The organism is Pseudomonas sp. E45-MNA-CIBAN-0222 (genome assembly GCF_040310405.1).
GTDB lineage: Bacteria > Pseudomonadota > Gammaproteobacteria > Pseudomonadales > Pseudomonadaceae > Stutzerimonas > Stutzerimonas stutzeri_AC.
Genome location: NZ_JBEOPU010000006.1, coordinates 299,240 through 314,627 on the forward strand (window position 1 = coordinate 299,240; position 15,388 = coordinate 314,627).

Consider the following 15,388-nt stretch of genomic DNA (forward strand, 5'->3'; position numbering starts at 1 on the left):
CATGCTGTTGATGCTCGATAACTACGATTCCTTTACCTACAACGTCGTGCAATATCTCGGCGAGCTCGGTGCCGACGTCAAGGTGGTGCGCAACGACGAACTGAGCGTGGCCGAGATCGAAGCGCTGAATCCGGAGCGCATCGTCGTCTCGCCCGGCCCGTGCACGCCGAACGAGGCGGGTGTGTCGCTGGAGCTGATTCGTCATTTCGCCGGCAAGTTGCCCATTCTCGGCGTTTGCCTCGGCCACCAGAGCATCGGTCAGGCCTTCGGTGGCGATGTGGTACGTGCTCGGCAGGCCATGCACGGCAAGACCAGCCCGGTGTTTCACCATGACCAGGGTGTGTTCGCCGGGCTCAATAATCCGCTGACCGTCACCCGATACCACTCGCTGGTGGTCAAGCGCGAGACATTGCCCGAGTGCCTGGATATCACCGCCTGGACCCAGCTGGACGATGGCTCGGTCGACGAAATCATGGGCTTGCGCCACAAGACGCTGAACATCGAGGGCGTGCAGTTCCACCCCGAATCGATCCTCACCGAACAGGGCCATGAGCTGTTCGCGAATTTTCTGAAGCAGACCGGAGGTGTGCGCTGATGGATATCAAGGAAGCCCTCAACCGCATCGTCGGTCAGCTCGACCTGACCACCGAAGAGATGCAGGCGGTGATGCGCCAGATCATGACCGGTCAGTGCACAGACGCGCAGGTCGGTGCGTTCCTCATGGGCATGCGCATGAAGAGCGAAACCATCGACGAGATCGTCGGCGCCGTGCAGGTCATGCGCGAGCTGGCCGCTCCGGTGCGCTTCGACACCGACAAGCTGGTCGATACCTGTGGCACCGGTGGCGATGGGATGAATATCTTCAACGTCTCCACCGCGGCTTCCTTCGTCGTTGCGGCGGCTGGCGGCAAGGTCGCCAAGCACGGTAACCGCGCGGTATCCGGCAAGAGCGGCAGTGCCGATCTGCTCGAGGCAGCCGGCGTATTCCTCGATCTGACGCCCGAGCAGGTCGCGCGCAGCGTCGATACGGTCGGCGTCGGCTTTATGTTCGCCCCCGCCCATCATGGCGCGATGAAATACGCAGCCGGCCCGCGCCGTGAACTCGGCTTGCGCACACTGTTCAACATCCTGGGCCCCATGGCCAACCCGGCTGGCGTACGCCATCAGGTGGTTGGCGTGTTCAGCAAAGCGTTGTGCCGGCCGATGGCCGAGGTGCTGTCGCGCCTGGGTAGCAAACATGTGCTGGTGGTACATGCACAGGATGGGCTGGATGAAATCAGCCTGGCTGCGCCAACGCATGTCGCCGAGCTGAAGGATGGGGAAATCCGTGAGTACAGCATTCAGCCGGAGGACTTCGGCATCAAGAGCCAGAGTTTGATTGGCCTAAATGTGGAGGACGCACAGGGCTCTCTGACCTTGATTCGTGATGCGCTGGGGCGTCGGCAGAGCGAGAACGGGCAGAAGGCTGCCGACATGATCGTGCTCAACGCTGGCGCTGCGCTTTACGCAGCCGATCTGGCGAGCAGCCTGAAGCAGGGTGTCGAGATGGCGCATGATGCCCTCAGCACCGGGTTGGCGCGTGACAAGCTGGAGGAGCTGGTTTCCTTCACCGCGGTATTCAAGCAGGAGAATCAAAAGTGAGCGTGCCGACCGTTCTGGAGAAGATCATCGCCCGCAAGTTCGAGGAGGTTGCGCAGCGCAATCGCCAGGTCGGGCTGGGTGAGCTGGAGCAGCGTGCCGCAGCTGCCGAACCGGTGCGTGGCTTCGCTGCCGCGCTTGAGCGCCGGGTGCGCAGCAAGGAGCCTGCGGTTATCGCTGAGGTGAAGAAGGCATCGCCGAGCAAAGGGGTCATTCGCGATCCCTTCCTGCCCGCCGAAATTGCCGCCAGCTACGAGACCGGGGGCGCTGCTTGCCTGTCGGTGTTGACCGACATCGATTTCTTTCAGGGCGCCGATGAATATCTGCAGCAGGCGCGGGCGGCTTGCTCGCTGCCGGTTATCCGCAAGGATTTCATGATCGACCCGTATCAGGTGGTCGAAGCGCGAGCGCTTGGCGCCGACTGCATTCTGCTGATCGTCGCGGCACTGGACGATGTGCGTATGCACGAGCTGGCCGCGGTGGCCAAGCAGCAGGGGCTGGACGTGCTGGTAGAGGTGCACGACGCTGCCGAACTTGAACGTGCGCTGCGTCTGGAAACGCCGCTGGTGGGCATCAACAACCGCAACCTGCATACCTTCGAGGTCAATCTGGAAACCACGCTGGATCTGCTGCCGCGGGTTCCAAAGGAGCGGCTGGTGGTGACCGAGAGCGGGATCTTCAATCGTGCCGATGTCGAGCTGATGGAGATCAACCAGGTGTATGCATTCCTAGTGGGCGAGGCATTCATGCGTGCCGAACAGCCTGGCGTAGAACTGCAGCGCCTGTTCTACCCCGATCGTTCGCGCGGCCGCGTGGCCCCTGTCGCTGCCGACCCAGAGTGACCGCCTGCCTGCGCATTGCGCGCTGGCAGGTAGCGGTCTGAAGGATCAGCGAGTGCCGAATACCACCATGGTCTTGCCTTTGACATAGACGAGACCCTGGGCTTCCAGGCTCTTGAGCACTCGACCGACCATCTCGCGGGAGCAACCGACGATACGGCCGATTTCCTGGCGGGTGATCTTGATCTGCATGCCGTCCGGATGAGTCATGGCGTCGGGCTGCTTGCACAGGTCGAGCAAGGTACGCGCGACACGGCCGGTAACGTCGAGGAAGGCCAGGTCGCCGACCTTGCGTGTGGTGTTGCGCAGACGCTCGGCCATCTGACTGCCGAGGGCATAGAGGATGTCCGGATCCTGCTGGGTCAGCTCGCGAAACTTCGCATAGCTCAGTTCGGCAACTTCGCATTCGGTCTTTGCGCGAACCCAGGCGCTGCGTTCCTTTTCCGCTCCTTCTTTCTCGAAAAGCCCCATCTCTCCGAAAAAGTCGCCTGCATTCAAATAGGCGATGATCATCTCGCGACCGTCGTCATCCTCGATAAGAATGGTGACCGAGCCTTTGACGATGAAAAAAAGCGACTCGCAACGGTCGCCTGCGTAAATGATCGTGCTCTTCGCCGTGTATCGCCGTCTATGGCAGTGGGCGAGCAACTTGTCGATATTCTTTATCTTGGGCGTAAGAGAGATAGCTACCATGCTGTGGGTCCCGGATAAGTATTCAATAAAGACTGATTATTGTTATATGTGGCTGTCATTCAGCTTTCGTGAGCTTAACAGACCAAGGCGGAGCAGTTGCAAAGTTGCGACAGGCGAAACGTGTGGGTCAACGCACCTTTAGTCTCGTGCATGGTCGCTGACGATTTGGAGGCCCATGTTAAGCTATTCGCCTTGTCTGTATTGGAGTTGGCGATGAAAGCGCGCATTCAATGGGTCGACGGTGCCATGTTTCTCGGCGAGTCCGGCAGTGGCCATGTCGTCGTAATGGACGGGCCGCCCGAAAATGGTGGTCGAAATCTAGGCGTACGGCCAATGGAGATGCTGTTGTTGGGCCTGGGTGGCTGTAGCAACTTCGATGTAGTGAGTATCTTGAAAAAGTCGCGGCAGGCTGTGGATAGTTGCGAAGCCTTCGTTGAGGCCGAGCGGGCCTCCGAAGATCCCAAGGTATTCACCAAGATCCATCTGCGTTTCGTCGTTAAGGGGCGTGGGCTGAAGGAAGCTCAGGTCAAGCGTGCAGTTGAGTTGTCGGCAGAAAAGTACTGTTCAGCCTCAATCATGCTTGTACGCGCCGGTGTCGAGATCACCCATGCATACGAAATCGTGCAGCTCGACTGACTGCGCGCCACTCCGGGCTGTTTTGTCCCCGCGGGAAGTCGCCCCACTTCTGGTGTCGACGCGCGGGTACTCCGCGTAATACGCCCCGACTTATTCGGGGCTATTTCGTTTGACGCAAAGCCGCAATCGCCGGTGCGAAAAGATTTACCGTCCCACGCAGATGCTTCGCTATGTGACGGGCGTGCTCAAATCACGCGGTCAAACCGCACCAAAAGAGTGTTTCCCAATGGTGAAAAGCAAACTCAAGCTCCATGGGTTCAATAACCTGACCAAGACCTTGAGCTTCAACATTTACGACATCTGTTATGCCGAGACCTCTGAGGATCAGCAGGCGTACGTACAGTACATTGATGAAGAGTACGATGCTGAGCGGCTGACGCAGATTCTGACTGATGTTGTCGAAATCATTGGTGCCAATATTCTGAACATTGCTCGCCAGGATTACGAGCCGCAAGGCGCCAGCGTGACGATGCTGATCTCCGAACAGCCAGTGACCCCTACCGATAGCCAGATTGAGGAGTCACCGGGCCCATTGCCGGAAACGATCGTTGCGCATCTCGATAAGAGCCACATCACGGTGCACACCTATCCTGAAATTCATCCGGTGGATGGCATCGCCACATTTCGCGTTGATATTGATGTTTCGACTTGTGGTGTGATTTCGCCGCTGAAGGCACTCAACTATCTAATCCACCAGTTCGACTCTGACATCGTCACCGTAGATTATCGAGTGCGCGGGTTCACGCGTGATGTCGCAGGAAAGAAACACTTTATCGATCACGAGATCAATTCGATCCAGAATTACCTGTCCGATGACACGCGCTCGGCCTATCAGATGACCGATGTGAACGTGTATCAGGAGAACCTGTTCCACACCAAGATGCTGCTCAAGGATTTCGAGCTGGAGAACTACCTGTTCGGTGACGCGACCAGCAATCTATCGCAGGAACAGCGCAAACAGGTCGAGGAGCGGCTGCGTCACGAGATGCTGGAGATCTTCTATGCCCGAAACATGCCGCGCTAGGGTTAGCAGTCGGTGCCATTTCAAGTAAAGAGGGCGCTCCGGCGCCCTTTTGTTTGACCTTTAGCCAGAATCAGATGCGGTACGTTGCCTTGGTCATGACCTTGGAAACCAGGCTCATGCCGAACTTCACCGGCGCAGGGAATCGTAGGCCGCCGGCCTCGATGGCGGCGGTGGAGTGATGCTCTTCATCCTCACGCATCTGCTCTAGAATGGCGCGCGACTTTTCATCGCTCGCCGGGATCTGGTCCAGATGTTCGTCAAGATGTTTGCAGACTTGATCCTCTGTGGCGGCGACGAAGCCTAGGCTAATGCGATCGCTGATCAGGCCGGCAGACGCGCCGATACCGAATGACAGCCCATAGAACAGCGGATTGAGCACACTGGTATGGCTACCGAGTTGGCGAATGCGTTGTTCGCACCAAGCCAGATGATCGATTTCCTCGTCTGCTGCCTGCTCCATCGCCTGGCGGACCTGAGGTAGCCGAGCTGTCAGCGCTTGCCCTTGATACAGTGCCTGCGCGCAGACTTCTCCAGTGTGGTTTATGCGCATCAAGCCTGCTACATGCCGGGTGTCACTCTCGCTGAGCTCAGTTTCGCTCTTAAGCAGTGCCGGCGACGGCCGACCCGGTTGGCCACTGAAGGGCAGCAGTGTCCGTAATGCTGCATCGGCTTGCATCAGCAAGCGGTCAGCTGGGGAGTAGTGGCGTTGGCTGGGCATGTGTCCTCCGGTACAAGATGAGACCGCTGGCAAGGCGATGTGCTGCATTGTCGGGTACGCTCGCTATCAGCCTGGCGGCCAATGCATTTGGCGCTGACCGAGTACGTGCATATGGATGTGATAGACCGTCTGCCCACCAAGGTCGTTGCAGTTCATCACCACGCGGAAACCGTCCTGACAGCCTTGCTCTTTCGCCAGACGCTGCGCAGTGAGAAGGATGTGGCCGGCCAGTGCCTTGTCCTGCTCGTCATTCAGATCATGCAATGTGGCTATGTGTGCTTTTGGAATGACTAAAAAGTGCACCGGAGCTTGGGCAGCAATGTCGTGGAAGGCAATAAGCTGATCATCTTCGTATAGCTTGCGCGCGGGAATTTCCCCGTCCACGATCTTGCAAAATAGACAGTCCATGACGGTTCTCCAGAAGAGAGTCGGCCACACAGTGTATCAGGGCATTTATGCCAGGGTGAGTTGTACAGGGAGGTGATGTGAAGAACGATATACATGATCTGGGTTTGGTTCTGGAGTCGCGGGTCAAGCTGGTGCTGGTCGAGTCATGGGATGAGCGCAGGGTGCTCGAGACGCTGACCGGCCTTGCCGTTCGGCAGGGGCTTGGCTTCTACGTTTGGTCCGTCACCGAGGGGCTGCGTCATTTGTCTTTTGGTGGTGACCTGCAGGGCGGTGAAGAAAGCTGCATGCCGGAGTCGGCGCTGAAGCTGGTGAAGCACGATCCCCGTGCAAATTTGTATGTCTTCTGTGATCTTCACTCGTTTCTTGAGGAGCCAAAGTTGGTGCGGCTGCTCAAGGATATTGCAATGAGCGAGGCGCCTGAAGCACCAACCCTCGTGCTGGTGTCGCATGCGCTCAAACTCCCACCCGAGGTTCAACGCTACGCCGCGCGGTTCAGCCTTTCGCTTCCGGCTGAGGAGGAGCTGCTTGCCATCGTTCGTGAGGAGGCAGCCCGCTGGAGCGAACGTAATCGCGGTGCACGGGTGCGTACCGATAATCGAACCCTTCAGCAAGTGGTGAAAAATCTGCGCGGCCTGAGCCATGCTGAGGCGCGGGCGCTGGCGCGCAATGTCATTTGTGATGACGGCGCCATTACTCAGGAAGACCTTCCCGAACTCAATCGCAGCAAGTTTCAACTTCTTGGCCTCGACGGCGTACTGGGTTTCGAATACGAAACTGCCCGCTTCGCGGAAGTGGGAGGGTTGGCTAATTTCAAACGCTGGCTAGGGGAGCGGCAGGGCGCCTTCCTAAGTGGGCAGGGTGATGATTTGCCGCGGGGCGTGATGCTGGTCGGCGTTCAAGGGGGAGGCAAGAGCCTCGCTGCCAAGGCGGTGGCAGGGTTGTGGGGTTTGCCATTGTTGCGGCTGGATTTTGCCTGCTTGTACAACAAGTACTTTGGCGAGACAGAGCGTAATCTGCGTGATGCGCTGACGTTGGCCGAGCAGATGGCTCCCTGCGTGCTGTGGATGGATGAGATCGAAAAAGGTCTGGCGACGGGTGATATGGATGGCGGCGTCAGTCAGCGAGTGCTGGGGACGCTATTGACCTGGATGGCGGAGCGTACCGCCCCGGTATTCATGGTTGCCACTGCGAATGCGGTCGATCGGCTGCCGCCGGAACTATTGCGAAAGGGGCGCTTCGATGAGCTGTTCTTCGTTGATCTGCCGGATCTGGCGACCCGAGCGGATATCTTCCGAATCCATCTCGCTCGCCGCGAGCTGCGGCCTGATAGTTTGGGTCTGATCGCGCTCGCTGAGGCCTGCGACGGTTTCTCCGGTGCCGAGATCGAGCAGGTCGTGGTGAGTGCCGTCTATGCCGGTCAGGCTCGGCAACGGCAGGTCGATCAGCAGATGTTGCTCGACTGCATCCGTGCAACATCGCCTTTGTCGGTCGTCATGGCTGAGCGGCTGGCCGCGCTGCGGGAGTGGGCCCAGGGTCGTACGGTGCAGGCCGACTGAGCTGCGGCCCGCTGCGATTAAAGGCTGTTTCCGTTGCCCAGCCCTACGAGTGCTGGGACGGTCAACGCCGCTACCAGGCCGGAAACGATGAGCACCAACCACAGTGCAGCAAGCACTTTTACTGAACGGCTGTTGGGGGGCGGTGGCGAACCGTAGCGGTTGACCTCGCGGCTCCCGGGCATCAGTAGCATGACGAACGGGAATAGGCTGCCCAGGAATGGGACCAGATTCAACAAGATCAGCCAGCCGGACCAGCCGAAGTCATGTAGCCGTTGGATGCCAATCTGCACGCTGACTACCAGCATGCCGATGCCGATCAGGCCCATGCAGAGCAAGCCCGCAGTGCTGGATACTGCCATGATGACCGCAGCAACACCGAAGAGCCCTGCTGCTGCAACCATTATGACCAGCGACCAGGCGAGATAGCGCAGTCGGCCGATTCGGCCTGTGACCGAGAACGGCTTGAGCTCGCCGTACAGTGGCATGGCCTCGCCGACGTTTGCTGACGGCGGCGCATACGGCGAGGCCGCGACGCTTTTGCTTTGCGAGATACCGTCGCGCACCTGTGCCTGACGAGCCAGGTACTTCTCGATAATGATGCCGCAAGCCGCACATTCACTGGATTGGGTCTGGGTATGTCCGCATTTTGGGCAGGCCATGGATGCGGCTGTAGATTGAGCAGTGTTCGCTGCCAGCTCTTCTTCAGTCTGCATTAGGCTCAATGCGGGTGTGAGGCGCTCCGGCTCTTTGGTCGCCTTGGCGCCGGCGCGGTGCAATGCCCCAAGGTATTTATCAGCCTGATCACTGCTCAGGTTGCTCTTGATGGTGGTCACCTGGCCGCTGAACAGGCGCTCGACCTTGTTCAGATCTGTCTTGAACAGCGTTGCCAGGTTCGACTTGGCAACCTCAAGTGGCACTTCGGGCATCAGTTCGCCATTGAAGACGATCTTGAATTGGGCTTCTAGCATGTGGCGTCCATGTCACGACTGAATGGTGGCTGCAGATTAGAGGGCCTGCTTGGCCGAAACAACAAGGTTTACCCAAGACTCCGAGCTAGATAACACATTGCTGCTTGGTCCTGCTGGTAAGCGTCAGTGGTCTCAGAATGGCTTGACCACCACGAGAATTACGATGGCTATTAGAAAGATAACTGGGATCTCATTGAACCAGCGATAGAATACGTGCCCACGGGTGTTTTCGTCTCGGGCAAAGCGTTTCATCTGCGCGCCACATACGTGATGGTAACCGACCAGCAAAAGCACTAGCGCCAGCTTGGCGTGGAGCCAGCCGCCCATGCCGAACAATCCGGGGTTGAGCATGAGCATCCATAGCCCGAACACCAGCGTTGCAATCATCGATGGGAGCATGATGCCCCGGTATAGCTTGCGCTCCATGACTTTGAAGCGCTCACGACTAGGCTGGTCTTCACTCATCGCGTGGTAGACGAACAGGCGGGGGAGATAGAAGAGGCCAGCAAACCAGCAGACGACCGCGATGATGTGTAGTGCTTTGAGCCAGAGGTAGAGCATCGTTTGAATCCTTGCAGGGCGAATACGTCGATAGTAGTGGCTGGGGTCGGCTCCGTCATCCCGCCGGTTGGCCCGGGGCCAAAGCAGCCTTATCATCGCGCTTTAAGTTTTTAGTTGAGGGTACGTCATGATCAAGGTCGGTATCGTTGGTGGCACAGGCTATACGGGCGTCGAGTTGTTGCGCCTGCTTGCTCAGCATCCACAGGCCGAGGTCGCAGTGATCACCTCCCGCTCTGAAGATGGGGTGAAGGTCACCGACATGTATCCCAACCTGCGAGGTCACTACGACAACCTTGCCTTCAGCGTTCCGGATGCAGCGACCCTGGGCGCTTGCGACGTGGTGTTCTTTGCGACGCCCCATGGCGTAGCCCATGCGCTGGCCGGTGAGCTGTTGGTGGCTGGAACACGGGTGATTGATCTGTCCGCAGATTTCCGCCTGCAGGATGCTGAGGAATGGGCAAAATGGTACGGCCAGGCTCATGGCGCGCCCGATTTGCTTCCGGAGGCGGTCTATGGGTTACCGGAGGTCAATCGCGAACAGATCAGGACGGCTCGTTTGATAGCTGTTCCAGGCTGCTATCCGACCGCCACCCAGCTGGGCTTCCTCCCATTGCTCGAAAACGGCCTCGCCGATTCCTCACGCTTGATTGCGGACTGCAAGTCGGGGGTCAGCGGCGCCGGGCGCGCGGCGAAGATCGGTTCCCTGTTCACTGAGGCCGGCGAAAGCATGATGGCCTACGCGGTCAAGGGGCATCGTCATCTGCCGGAAATTAGTCAAGGGCTGCGCCGAGCTGCCCAAGGTGACATCGGGCTGACCTTCGTCCCGCACCTAACTCCGATGATTCGCGGCATCCATGCCACGTTGTACGCTACTGTCGCTGACACTTCAGTTGATCTACAGCGCCTCTATGAGCAGCGTTATGCTGATGAGCCCTTTGTCGACGTAATGCCGGTTGGTAGCCACCCGGAGACGCGCAGCGTACGTGGTGCAAATGTGTGTCGCATCGCGGTGCACCGCCCACAGGGTGGAAGCCTGGTTGTTGTGCTGTCGGTGATCGACAATCTGGTGAAAGGCGCATCTGGGCAGGCGATCCAGAATATGAATATCCTGTTTGGCCTCGACGAGCGATTGGGGCTTGGCAATGTCGCGCTGTTGCCGTAACAGCGGCGTTTCGATCTAGTACACCGCTACCGGTCGAATAGTTGACCGGTTTTGTCAGGAAAGCCGATAATGCGCCGTCAATGCAGTAGGGCGTTTCACGCCAGGAGATCCCAATGAGTGTCGAATCCTTCACGCCCACCGCCATCCAGTTCAGTCAGGGGGCTGCGAGCAAGGTGAAGAGCCTCGTCGATGAGGAGGGTAATCCGCGCCTGAAGTTGCGGGTGTTCGTCACGGGCGGCGGGTGCTCAGGTTTCCAGTACGGCTTCACATTCGATGAGGATGTAGCCGACGACGATACGATTATCGAGCGGGAAGGTGTGAGCCTCGTGGTCGACCCGATGAGCTATCAGTATTTGGCTGGCGCGGAAGTCGACTATCAAGAGGGATTGGAGGGCTCTCGTTTCGTGATCAAAAATCCGAATGCCACTACCACTTGCGGTTGTGGTCAGTCGTTTTCTATCTGACGTTTCCTCAGCTTGAGCGCCGTGCAATGCACGGCGTTTTCGTTTGAAGTCTCAGGCAGGATAGATAGCGCCCAGGACTCGACTGCCGCGTGCTCCGGTCACCGCCGGACGGTTTGCCGGTATGCGCTCCAGACAGCAGTGAGCCAGCCAGGCGAACGCCATTGCCTCCACCCAGTCTGGCGGCACCCCCTCGCAGTCCGTGGTGCTGACGCTGCAGCAGGGAAGTAGTACTTGCAGGCGCTGCATCAAGGTGGCGTTGTGTGCACCTCCCCCGCATACAAGCAGGTCTTGTGTCTGAGGTTGGGTGGCTATCAGCGAATTGGCAATGCTCCTCGCGGTCAGTTCGAGCAGGGTTGCCTGTACATTCTCCGGGCGCAGGTGTTGGCGTTCGGCAAGGTGCATATCTAGCCAGCCTAGATTGAAGAGTTCGCGTCCGGTGCTCTTCGGCCCCTGGGTCGCGAAAAAGTCTTCACTGAACAATGCAGCAAGCAAATGCTCATCCACGGAGCCGCTGGCAGCCCAGCTTCCATTGCGGTCGAACGCCTGGCTCTTGTGGCGTTGAATCCAAGCATCCATCAGTACGTTGCCGGGGCCGCAGTCGAAACCATGGGTAGGGTTATCGGCGGATAGGATGCTGAGATTGCTGAAACCACCTACATTGAGAACTGCTCGAGTCCGCTGGCTCTTAGCGAAGACGGACTCGTGGAAGGCCGGCACGAGTGGCGCGCCCTGCCCGCCGGCAGCAACATCACGGCGACGGAAGTCACTGACGACTGTAATGCCGGTTAGCTCTGCCAGTAGCGCAGGGTTGCCAATTTGAATGGTAAAGCCGAGCTGAGGTTCATGTCGTACCGTTTGCCCGTGGCTGCCGATGGCGCGTATTGATTGAGGGGATAGCTGCAGCTTGCCAAGGAGCTGATTGATCGTATCGGCGGCCAACGTCGCCCACTGGTGCTCTGCGATAGCAGCGCGTGCCAGCTCATCATCTCCAGACGAGCACAGCATCAGCAGTTCGTGCCGAAGCTGGGCAGGCATTGCCTGGAAGCTTGTGGCAATCAGGCGCGTGCTTGAATCTTGTTCGACAAGAGCGACGTCGAGACCATCTAGACTGGTGCCCGACATCACTCCTAAGTAGAGCGGCATGGCTATTGCTGATTGAGGGCCAACATGGTGGCTTTCTCATCGTCCATGCGAGCCATCAGTGGCTGACTGAGCTGCATGAAGCGCGACTTTTCGTTCTGCGCAATCGGATCGGCCATTGGCAGTTTCAGTCCTAGTGGGTCAACGTGGACACCATCAACCTGGAACTCGTAATGCAGATGCGGCCCGGTGGATAAGCCGGTGGTGCCGATATAGCCAATGATCTGGCCCTGCTTGACGGTGGCGCCGTTTCGCACGCCTTTGGCGAAGCCCTGCATGTGGGCATAAAGAGTGCGGTAGCGCTGACCATGCTGGATGACTACTGTGTTGCCGTAGCCTCCTTTGCGGCCTGCGAGCAGCACCTTGCCGTCACCGGCGCTTTTGATCGGGGTGCCGTGCGGAGCTGCGTAATCAACTCCTTTATGAGCGCGGATCTTATTCAGAATCGGATGCTTGCGACCATTTGAAAATCGGGAGCTGATCCTCGCGAAATCGACTGGCGTACGGATAAACGCTTTACGCATGCTGGTGCCATCGGCGTTGTAGTAGCTGGTAACCCCATCTTTACTGGTGTAGCGAACCGCAGAATACGTTTTACCTCGGTTAGTGAAGCGCGCTGCGAGAATATTGCCAGTGCCGACTGGCTTGCCGTCTACGGTCTTCTCTTCATAGATAACTTCAAAGCTATCGCCCTTGCGAATGTCGAGCGCGAAGTCGATGTCGTAACCAAATACATTAGCCAGATCCATCGTCAGGTTGTGACTCAGTCCAGCACGTTTGGCCGCCAGGAACAGACTGCTATCAATCTCGCCGCGAGCATAAACGGAGCTGACCTCCGGCTTGATTTGTTCCTTTTTGAAAACAAAGCCATCGTCAGTCCTTTCCAGTGCCAGTGTTTCCAGGCTGTTGAGTTTGCTGCGCAGGCTTGCAAGCTCACCATTCTCGGTTAGCTGAAAGTCGAGTGTTTGACCGATCTTCAAGCGAGAAAATTGCTTAGCGTCCTGGCTGCTCGACAGCACCGCATGCATGACGGAAGAGGGCAGGCCGACATTCGCGAAAATAGTCGATAGGGTATCGCCATTGGCGACTACGACCGACTTTGCCAATGCGTCGGTTTCGGCACCTGACAGCTCGGCGTGGGCTTCGTCGGGAAGGGCCTGGTTCTCGGCCTCCGCGGATGCGTCGTGCGCTGGGAGGTGCACAAAAGGAGAGTCCGCCGAGCTTTGGGTGCTGCCGTCGGGTTCGCTAAATATCTGTCCGGAGGACGACTCGAGCTTCAGGTCAATAAAAGTCTTCTTGGCTTCTACTTCGCGTGATGGAAATACGAGCAGAGCCAGGCTCAGCAGCGCAGCTACACCACTGGCAGCCAGAAGATGGCTCTTGGGGTAGTTCGGAGCTTTTGATTTGGATGGCATCATTAGGCTTCTGGCATGTTTTTGCACGGGAAATAACTGTCTAAAATATAAGCAAAGGCCTTAGGAGGCAACCCTTGTGACTGCTAGTCTGCCAGCCGGTGCAAGTAGGTGGCTTGTAATCGGCTTGCGATCTTGTAAGGTTGTCGCCCTTTGATAATGGTACGAGGCTTGCCATGAAGTCGGTTGAAGAGCAGTTGTCGGTGATAAAGCGGGGCGCTGATGAGGTGCTCGTCGAGTCGGAGCTTGTAGCCAAGCTTGAGCGAGGCGAGCCCTTGCGAGTCAAGGCCGGATTCGACCCTACCGCTCCCGATCTTCATCTCGGCCACACGGTGCTCATTAATAAGATGCGTCAACTGCAGGAGCTGGGGCATCACGTGATCTTCCTTATAGGGGATTTCACTGGAATGATTGGTGACCCAAGTGGCAAAAGCGCAACACGGCCGCCGCTAACGCGGGAGCAGGTCCTTGAGAACGCTGAAACCTACAAGACTCAGGTTTTCAAGATATTGGATCCGGCCAAAACTGAGGTCGCATTCAATTCGTCATGGATGGACAAGCTGACGCCTGCCGACTTCATCCGGCTAGCCTCACAGTACACGGTGGCGCGCATGCTCGAGCGCGACGACTTCAGCAAGCGTTACTCCACTAATCAGCCAATCGCCATTCATGAGTTTCTCTATCCGCTGGTCCAGGGTTATGACTCGGTGGCACTGAACGCCGACATCGAGCTAGGTGGGACCGATCAGAAATTCAATCTTCTAATGGGGCGAGAGCTGCAGCGCGCTTATGGACAGGCGTCGCAGTGTGTAGTGACTATGCCGTTGCTGGAAGGGCTCGATGGCGTCAAGAAGATGTCCAAGTCGCTCGGCAATTATGTCGGCATCCAGGAGCTGCCGGGCGTAATGTACAGCAAGCTAGTATCGATTCCTGATGCTCTTATGTGGCGCTATTTCGAGCTTCTTAGCTTCCGGTCGGAGGAGGAAATTGGCGAGCTTCGCGCCGACGTCGGCCGAGGTGCTAATCCGCGTGATATCAAGATCAAATTGGCAGAGGAGATCGTCGCGCGTTTTCATGGGGAGGAGGCGGCAGCCGCCGCGCACCGCTCCGCGGGTAATAGAATGAGGGATGGTGAGCTCCCCGAAGATCTGCCTGAAGTTGAGTTGGTGTCCGATCAGGATATGCCGATTTCTTCGGTGCTTAATAAGGCTGCTCTCGTTAGGAATGCCGCTATGGCCCGCGATCTGTTGGGGGCTGGAGGTGTGCGCGTTGACGGGGAGGTGGTGGATCGCACCTTCATGTTCAAACTTGGCGCCACCCATGTTTGCCAGGCGGGTAAGAAGTCGTTTGCGCGCGTTTCGCTGAAGTCAGATAAAACTGAAATAAACGGTTGACGTTAGTTTTCAGGCCCCTATAATGCGCACCACTTCCGGCGCAGTCCTCAAGCAAAACCTCTTGTAAATCAAAAGGTTAGCTAAATAAAAGGGTTGCACGGATGGCGAATTCGAGTAGAATGCGCCGGGCTGACAGGGTGGTGGTTGAGTCCTGTTGGCGGCTTCGGTCGGGTTGATCGGAAGCGGTTGAAAGAGGTGGTTGACAGCGGTGTTGAACGCTGTATGATTCGCCTCCCGCTGATGAGAGACGCAGGTTGATCTGAAGCGCAAGCGGTTGAGAAGAAAGAAAAACTTCTTCAAAAACAGCTTGACAGGTAACAAGGCTGCTGTAGAATGCGCGGCCTCGGTTGAGACGAAAGACTTGATCGAAACGCTCTTTAACAACTGAATCAAGCAATTCGTGTGGGTGCTTGTGAATGTAAGACTGATGGTCAGTAAGATTATCAGCATCACAATGTGCTCAACGAGAAATCATTGAGTGCTCTTCTTAAGAAGTGATTCTTTTAGAAGAGATTGCGATTGCTGAGCCAAGTTTAGGGTTTTCTCAAAACCCATGCAGTATTGAACTGAAGAGTTTGATCATGGCTCAGATTGAACGCTGGCGGCAGGCCTAACACATGCAAGTCGAGCGGATGAAGAGAGCTTGCTCTCTGATTCAGCGGCGGACGGGTGAGTAATGCCTAGGAATCTGCCTATTAGTGGGGGACAACGTTTCGAAAGGAACGCTAATACCGCATACGTCCTACGGGAGAAAGCAGGGGACCTTCGGGCCTTG

The 15,388-nt window shown here is 57.3% G+C and carries 16 protein-coding genes and 1 rRNA gene; 10 read left to right on the forward strand and 7 right to left on the reverse strand.

All coding sequences use genetic code 11. The features are described from left to right. Nucleotide 1 precedes the first annotated feature (1 nt). From AAEZ08_RS11775 to trpC, 3 genes are read left to right on the forward strand one after another with little or no spacing between them, the layout of a single operon-like run. The gene (locus AAEZ08_RS11775; RefSeq protein ID WP_500124335.1) at nt 2-595 is read left to right on the forward strand and encodes an aminodeoxychorismate/anthranilate synthase component II; all 594 of its coding nucleotides are present in this window, start codon (nt 2-4) and stop codon (nt 593-595) included. Continuing rightward, nucleotides 595-1,641 (forward strand): anthranilate phosphoribosyltransferase, encoded by a 1,047-nt coding sequence (gene trpD, locus AAEZ08_RS11780; protein ID WP_226688201.1) that lies wholly within the window; start codon nt 595-597, stop codon nt 1,639-1,641. Before AAEZ08_RS11775 ends, trpD begins: the two co-directional genes overlap by 1 nt. Continuing rightward, nucleotides 1,638-2,480, forward strand: coding sequence for an indole-3-glycerol phosphate synthase TrpC (trpC, locus tag AAEZ08_RS11785; RefSeq protein WP_500124336.1), 843 nt, complete (start codon nt 1,638-1,640; stop codon nt 2,478-2,480). The genes trpD and trpC overlap by 4 nt, the downstream gene beginning before the upstream one ends. Nucleotides 2,481-2,525: 45 nt before the next feature. Here the strand turns inward: trpC and crp are convergent, their stop codons facing one another. Further along, nucleotides 2,526-3,170, reverse strand: a complete 645-nt coding sequence (crp, locus tag AAEZ08_RS11790) for a cAMP-activated global transcriptional regulator CRP (protein ID WP_014821656.1) — start codon at nt 3,168-3,170, stop codon at nt 2,526-2,528. Between the two features lie 213 nt (nt 3,171-3,383). On the opposite strand from crp, the gene AAEZ08_RS11795 reads away from it, so the two are divergent. Continuing rightward, complete coding sequence (locus AAEZ08_RS11795; protein WP_003285508.1) at nt 3,384-3,806, forward strand: OsmC family protein; 423 nt, start codon at nt 3,384-3,386, stop codon at nt 3,804-3,806. 229 nt (nt 3,807-4,035) lie between these two features. After that, nucleotides 4,036-4,830: an adenosylmethionine decarboxylase gene (speD, locus tag AAEZ08_RS11800; protein WP_036992177.1), complete on the forward strand. Its 795-nt coding sequence runs from the start codon at nt 4,036-4,038 to the stop codon at nt 4,828-4,830. A 70-nt stretch (nt 4,831-4,900) separates the two neighbouring features. Here speD and coq7 read toward each other — a convergent pair whose 3' ends face one another. Together coq7 and AAEZ08_RS11810 are read right to left on the reverse strand one after the other, a co-directional pair. Further along, nucleotides 4,901-5,548: a 2-polyprenyl-3-methyl-6-methoxy-1,4-benzoquinone monooxygenase gene (gene coq7 / locus AAEZ08_RS11805; protein WP_003285505.1), complete on the reverse strand. Its 648-nt coding sequence runs from the start codon at nt 5,546-5,548 to the stop codon at nt 4,901-4,903. A 66-nt stretch (nt 5,549-5,614) separates the two neighbouring features. Next, nucleotides 5,615-5,956 (reverse strand): histidine triad nucleotide-binding protein, encoded by a 342-nt coding sequence (locus tag AAEZ08_RS11810; RefSeq protein WP_003285504.1) that lies wholly within the window; start codon nt 5,954-5,956, stop codon nt 5,615-5,617. Between the two features lie 77 nt (nt 5,957-6,033). On the opposite strand from AAEZ08_RS11810, the gene AAEZ08_RS11815 reads away from it, so the two are divergent. After that, nucleotides 6,034-7,512, forward strand: coding sequence for an AAA family ATPase (locus AAEZ08_RS11815; protein ID WP_427703501.1), 1,479 nt, complete (start codon nt 6,034-6,036; stop codon nt 7,510-7,512). A 17-nt stretch (nt 7,513-7,529) separates the two neighbouring features. Here AAEZ08_RS11815 and AAEZ08_RS11820 read toward each other — a convergent pair whose 3' ends face one another. Then, nucleotides 7,530-8,480 (reverse strand): DUF805 domain-containing protein, encoded by a 951-nt coding sequence (locus AAEZ08_RS11820; protein WP_058063708.1) that lies wholly within the window; start codon nt 8,478-8,480, stop codon nt 7,530-7,532. Nucleotides 8,481-8,612: 132 nt separating this feature from the next. After that, entirely contained in the window at nt 8,613-9,041 is a 429-nt protein-coding gene (gene hemJ / locus AAEZ08_RS11825; protein ID WP_181067621.1) for a protoporphyrinogen oxidase HemJ, read from the reverse strand. Nucleotides 9,042-9,168: 127 nt separating this feature from the next. Here hemJ and argC point away from each other — a divergent pair, with 127 nt between their 5' ends. Together argC and erpA are read left to right on the forward strand one after the other, a co-directional pair. After that, the gene (gene argC / locus AAEZ08_RS11830; protein WP_058063710.1) at nt 9,169-10,203 is read left to right on the forward strand and encodes an N-acetyl-gamma-glutamyl-phosphate reductase; all 1,035 of its coding nucleotides are present in this window, start codon (nt 9,169-9,171) and stop codon (nt 10,201-10,203) included. A 113-nt stretch (nt 10,204-10,316) separates the two neighbouring features. Continuing rightward, on the forward strand, nt 10,317-10,667 hold the full coding sequence (erpA, locus tag AAEZ08_RS11835) for an iron-sulfur cluster insertion protein ErpA (RefSeq protein ID WP_003285497.1): 351 nt from the start codon (nt 10,317-10,319) through the stop codon (nt 10,665-10,667). Nucleotides 10,668-10,718: 51 nt separating this feature from the next. On the opposite strand, the gene AAEZ08_RS11840 is transcribed toward erpA, so the two are convergent. Together AAEZ08_RS11840 and AAEZ08_RS11845 are read right to left on the reverse strand one after the other, a co-directional pair. After that, nucleotides 10,719-11,810 (reverse strand): anhydro-N-acetylmuramic acid kinase, encoded by a 1,092-nt coding sequence (locus AAEZ08_RS11840; RefSeq protein WP_500124337.1) that lies wholly within the window; start codon nt 11,808-11,810, stop codon nt 10,719-10,721. Nucleotides 11,811-11,812: 2 nt separating this feature from the next. After that, entirely contained in the window at nt 11,813-13,225 is a 1,413-nt protein-coding gene (locus AAEZ08_RS11845) for a peptidoglycan DD-metalloendopeptidase family protein (protein WP_500124338.1), read from the reverse strand. A 170-nt stretch (nt 13,226-13,395) separates the two neighbouring features. Here AAEZ08_RS11845 and tyrS point away from each other — a divergent pair, with 170 nt between their 5' ends. Both tyrS and AAEZ08_RS11855 read left to right on the forward strand, forming a co-directional pair. After that, on the forward strand, nt 13,396-14,613 hold the full coding sequence (gene tyrS / locus AAEZ08_RS11850; protein ID WP_181067619.1) for a tyrosine--tRNA ligase: 1,218 nt from the start codon (nt 13,396-13,398) through the stop codon (nt 14,611-14,613). Between the two features lie 563 nt (nt 14,614-15,176). Next, nucleotides 15,177-15,388 (forward strand): 16S ribosomal RNA (locus tag AAEZ08_RS11855); the annotation flags it as partial.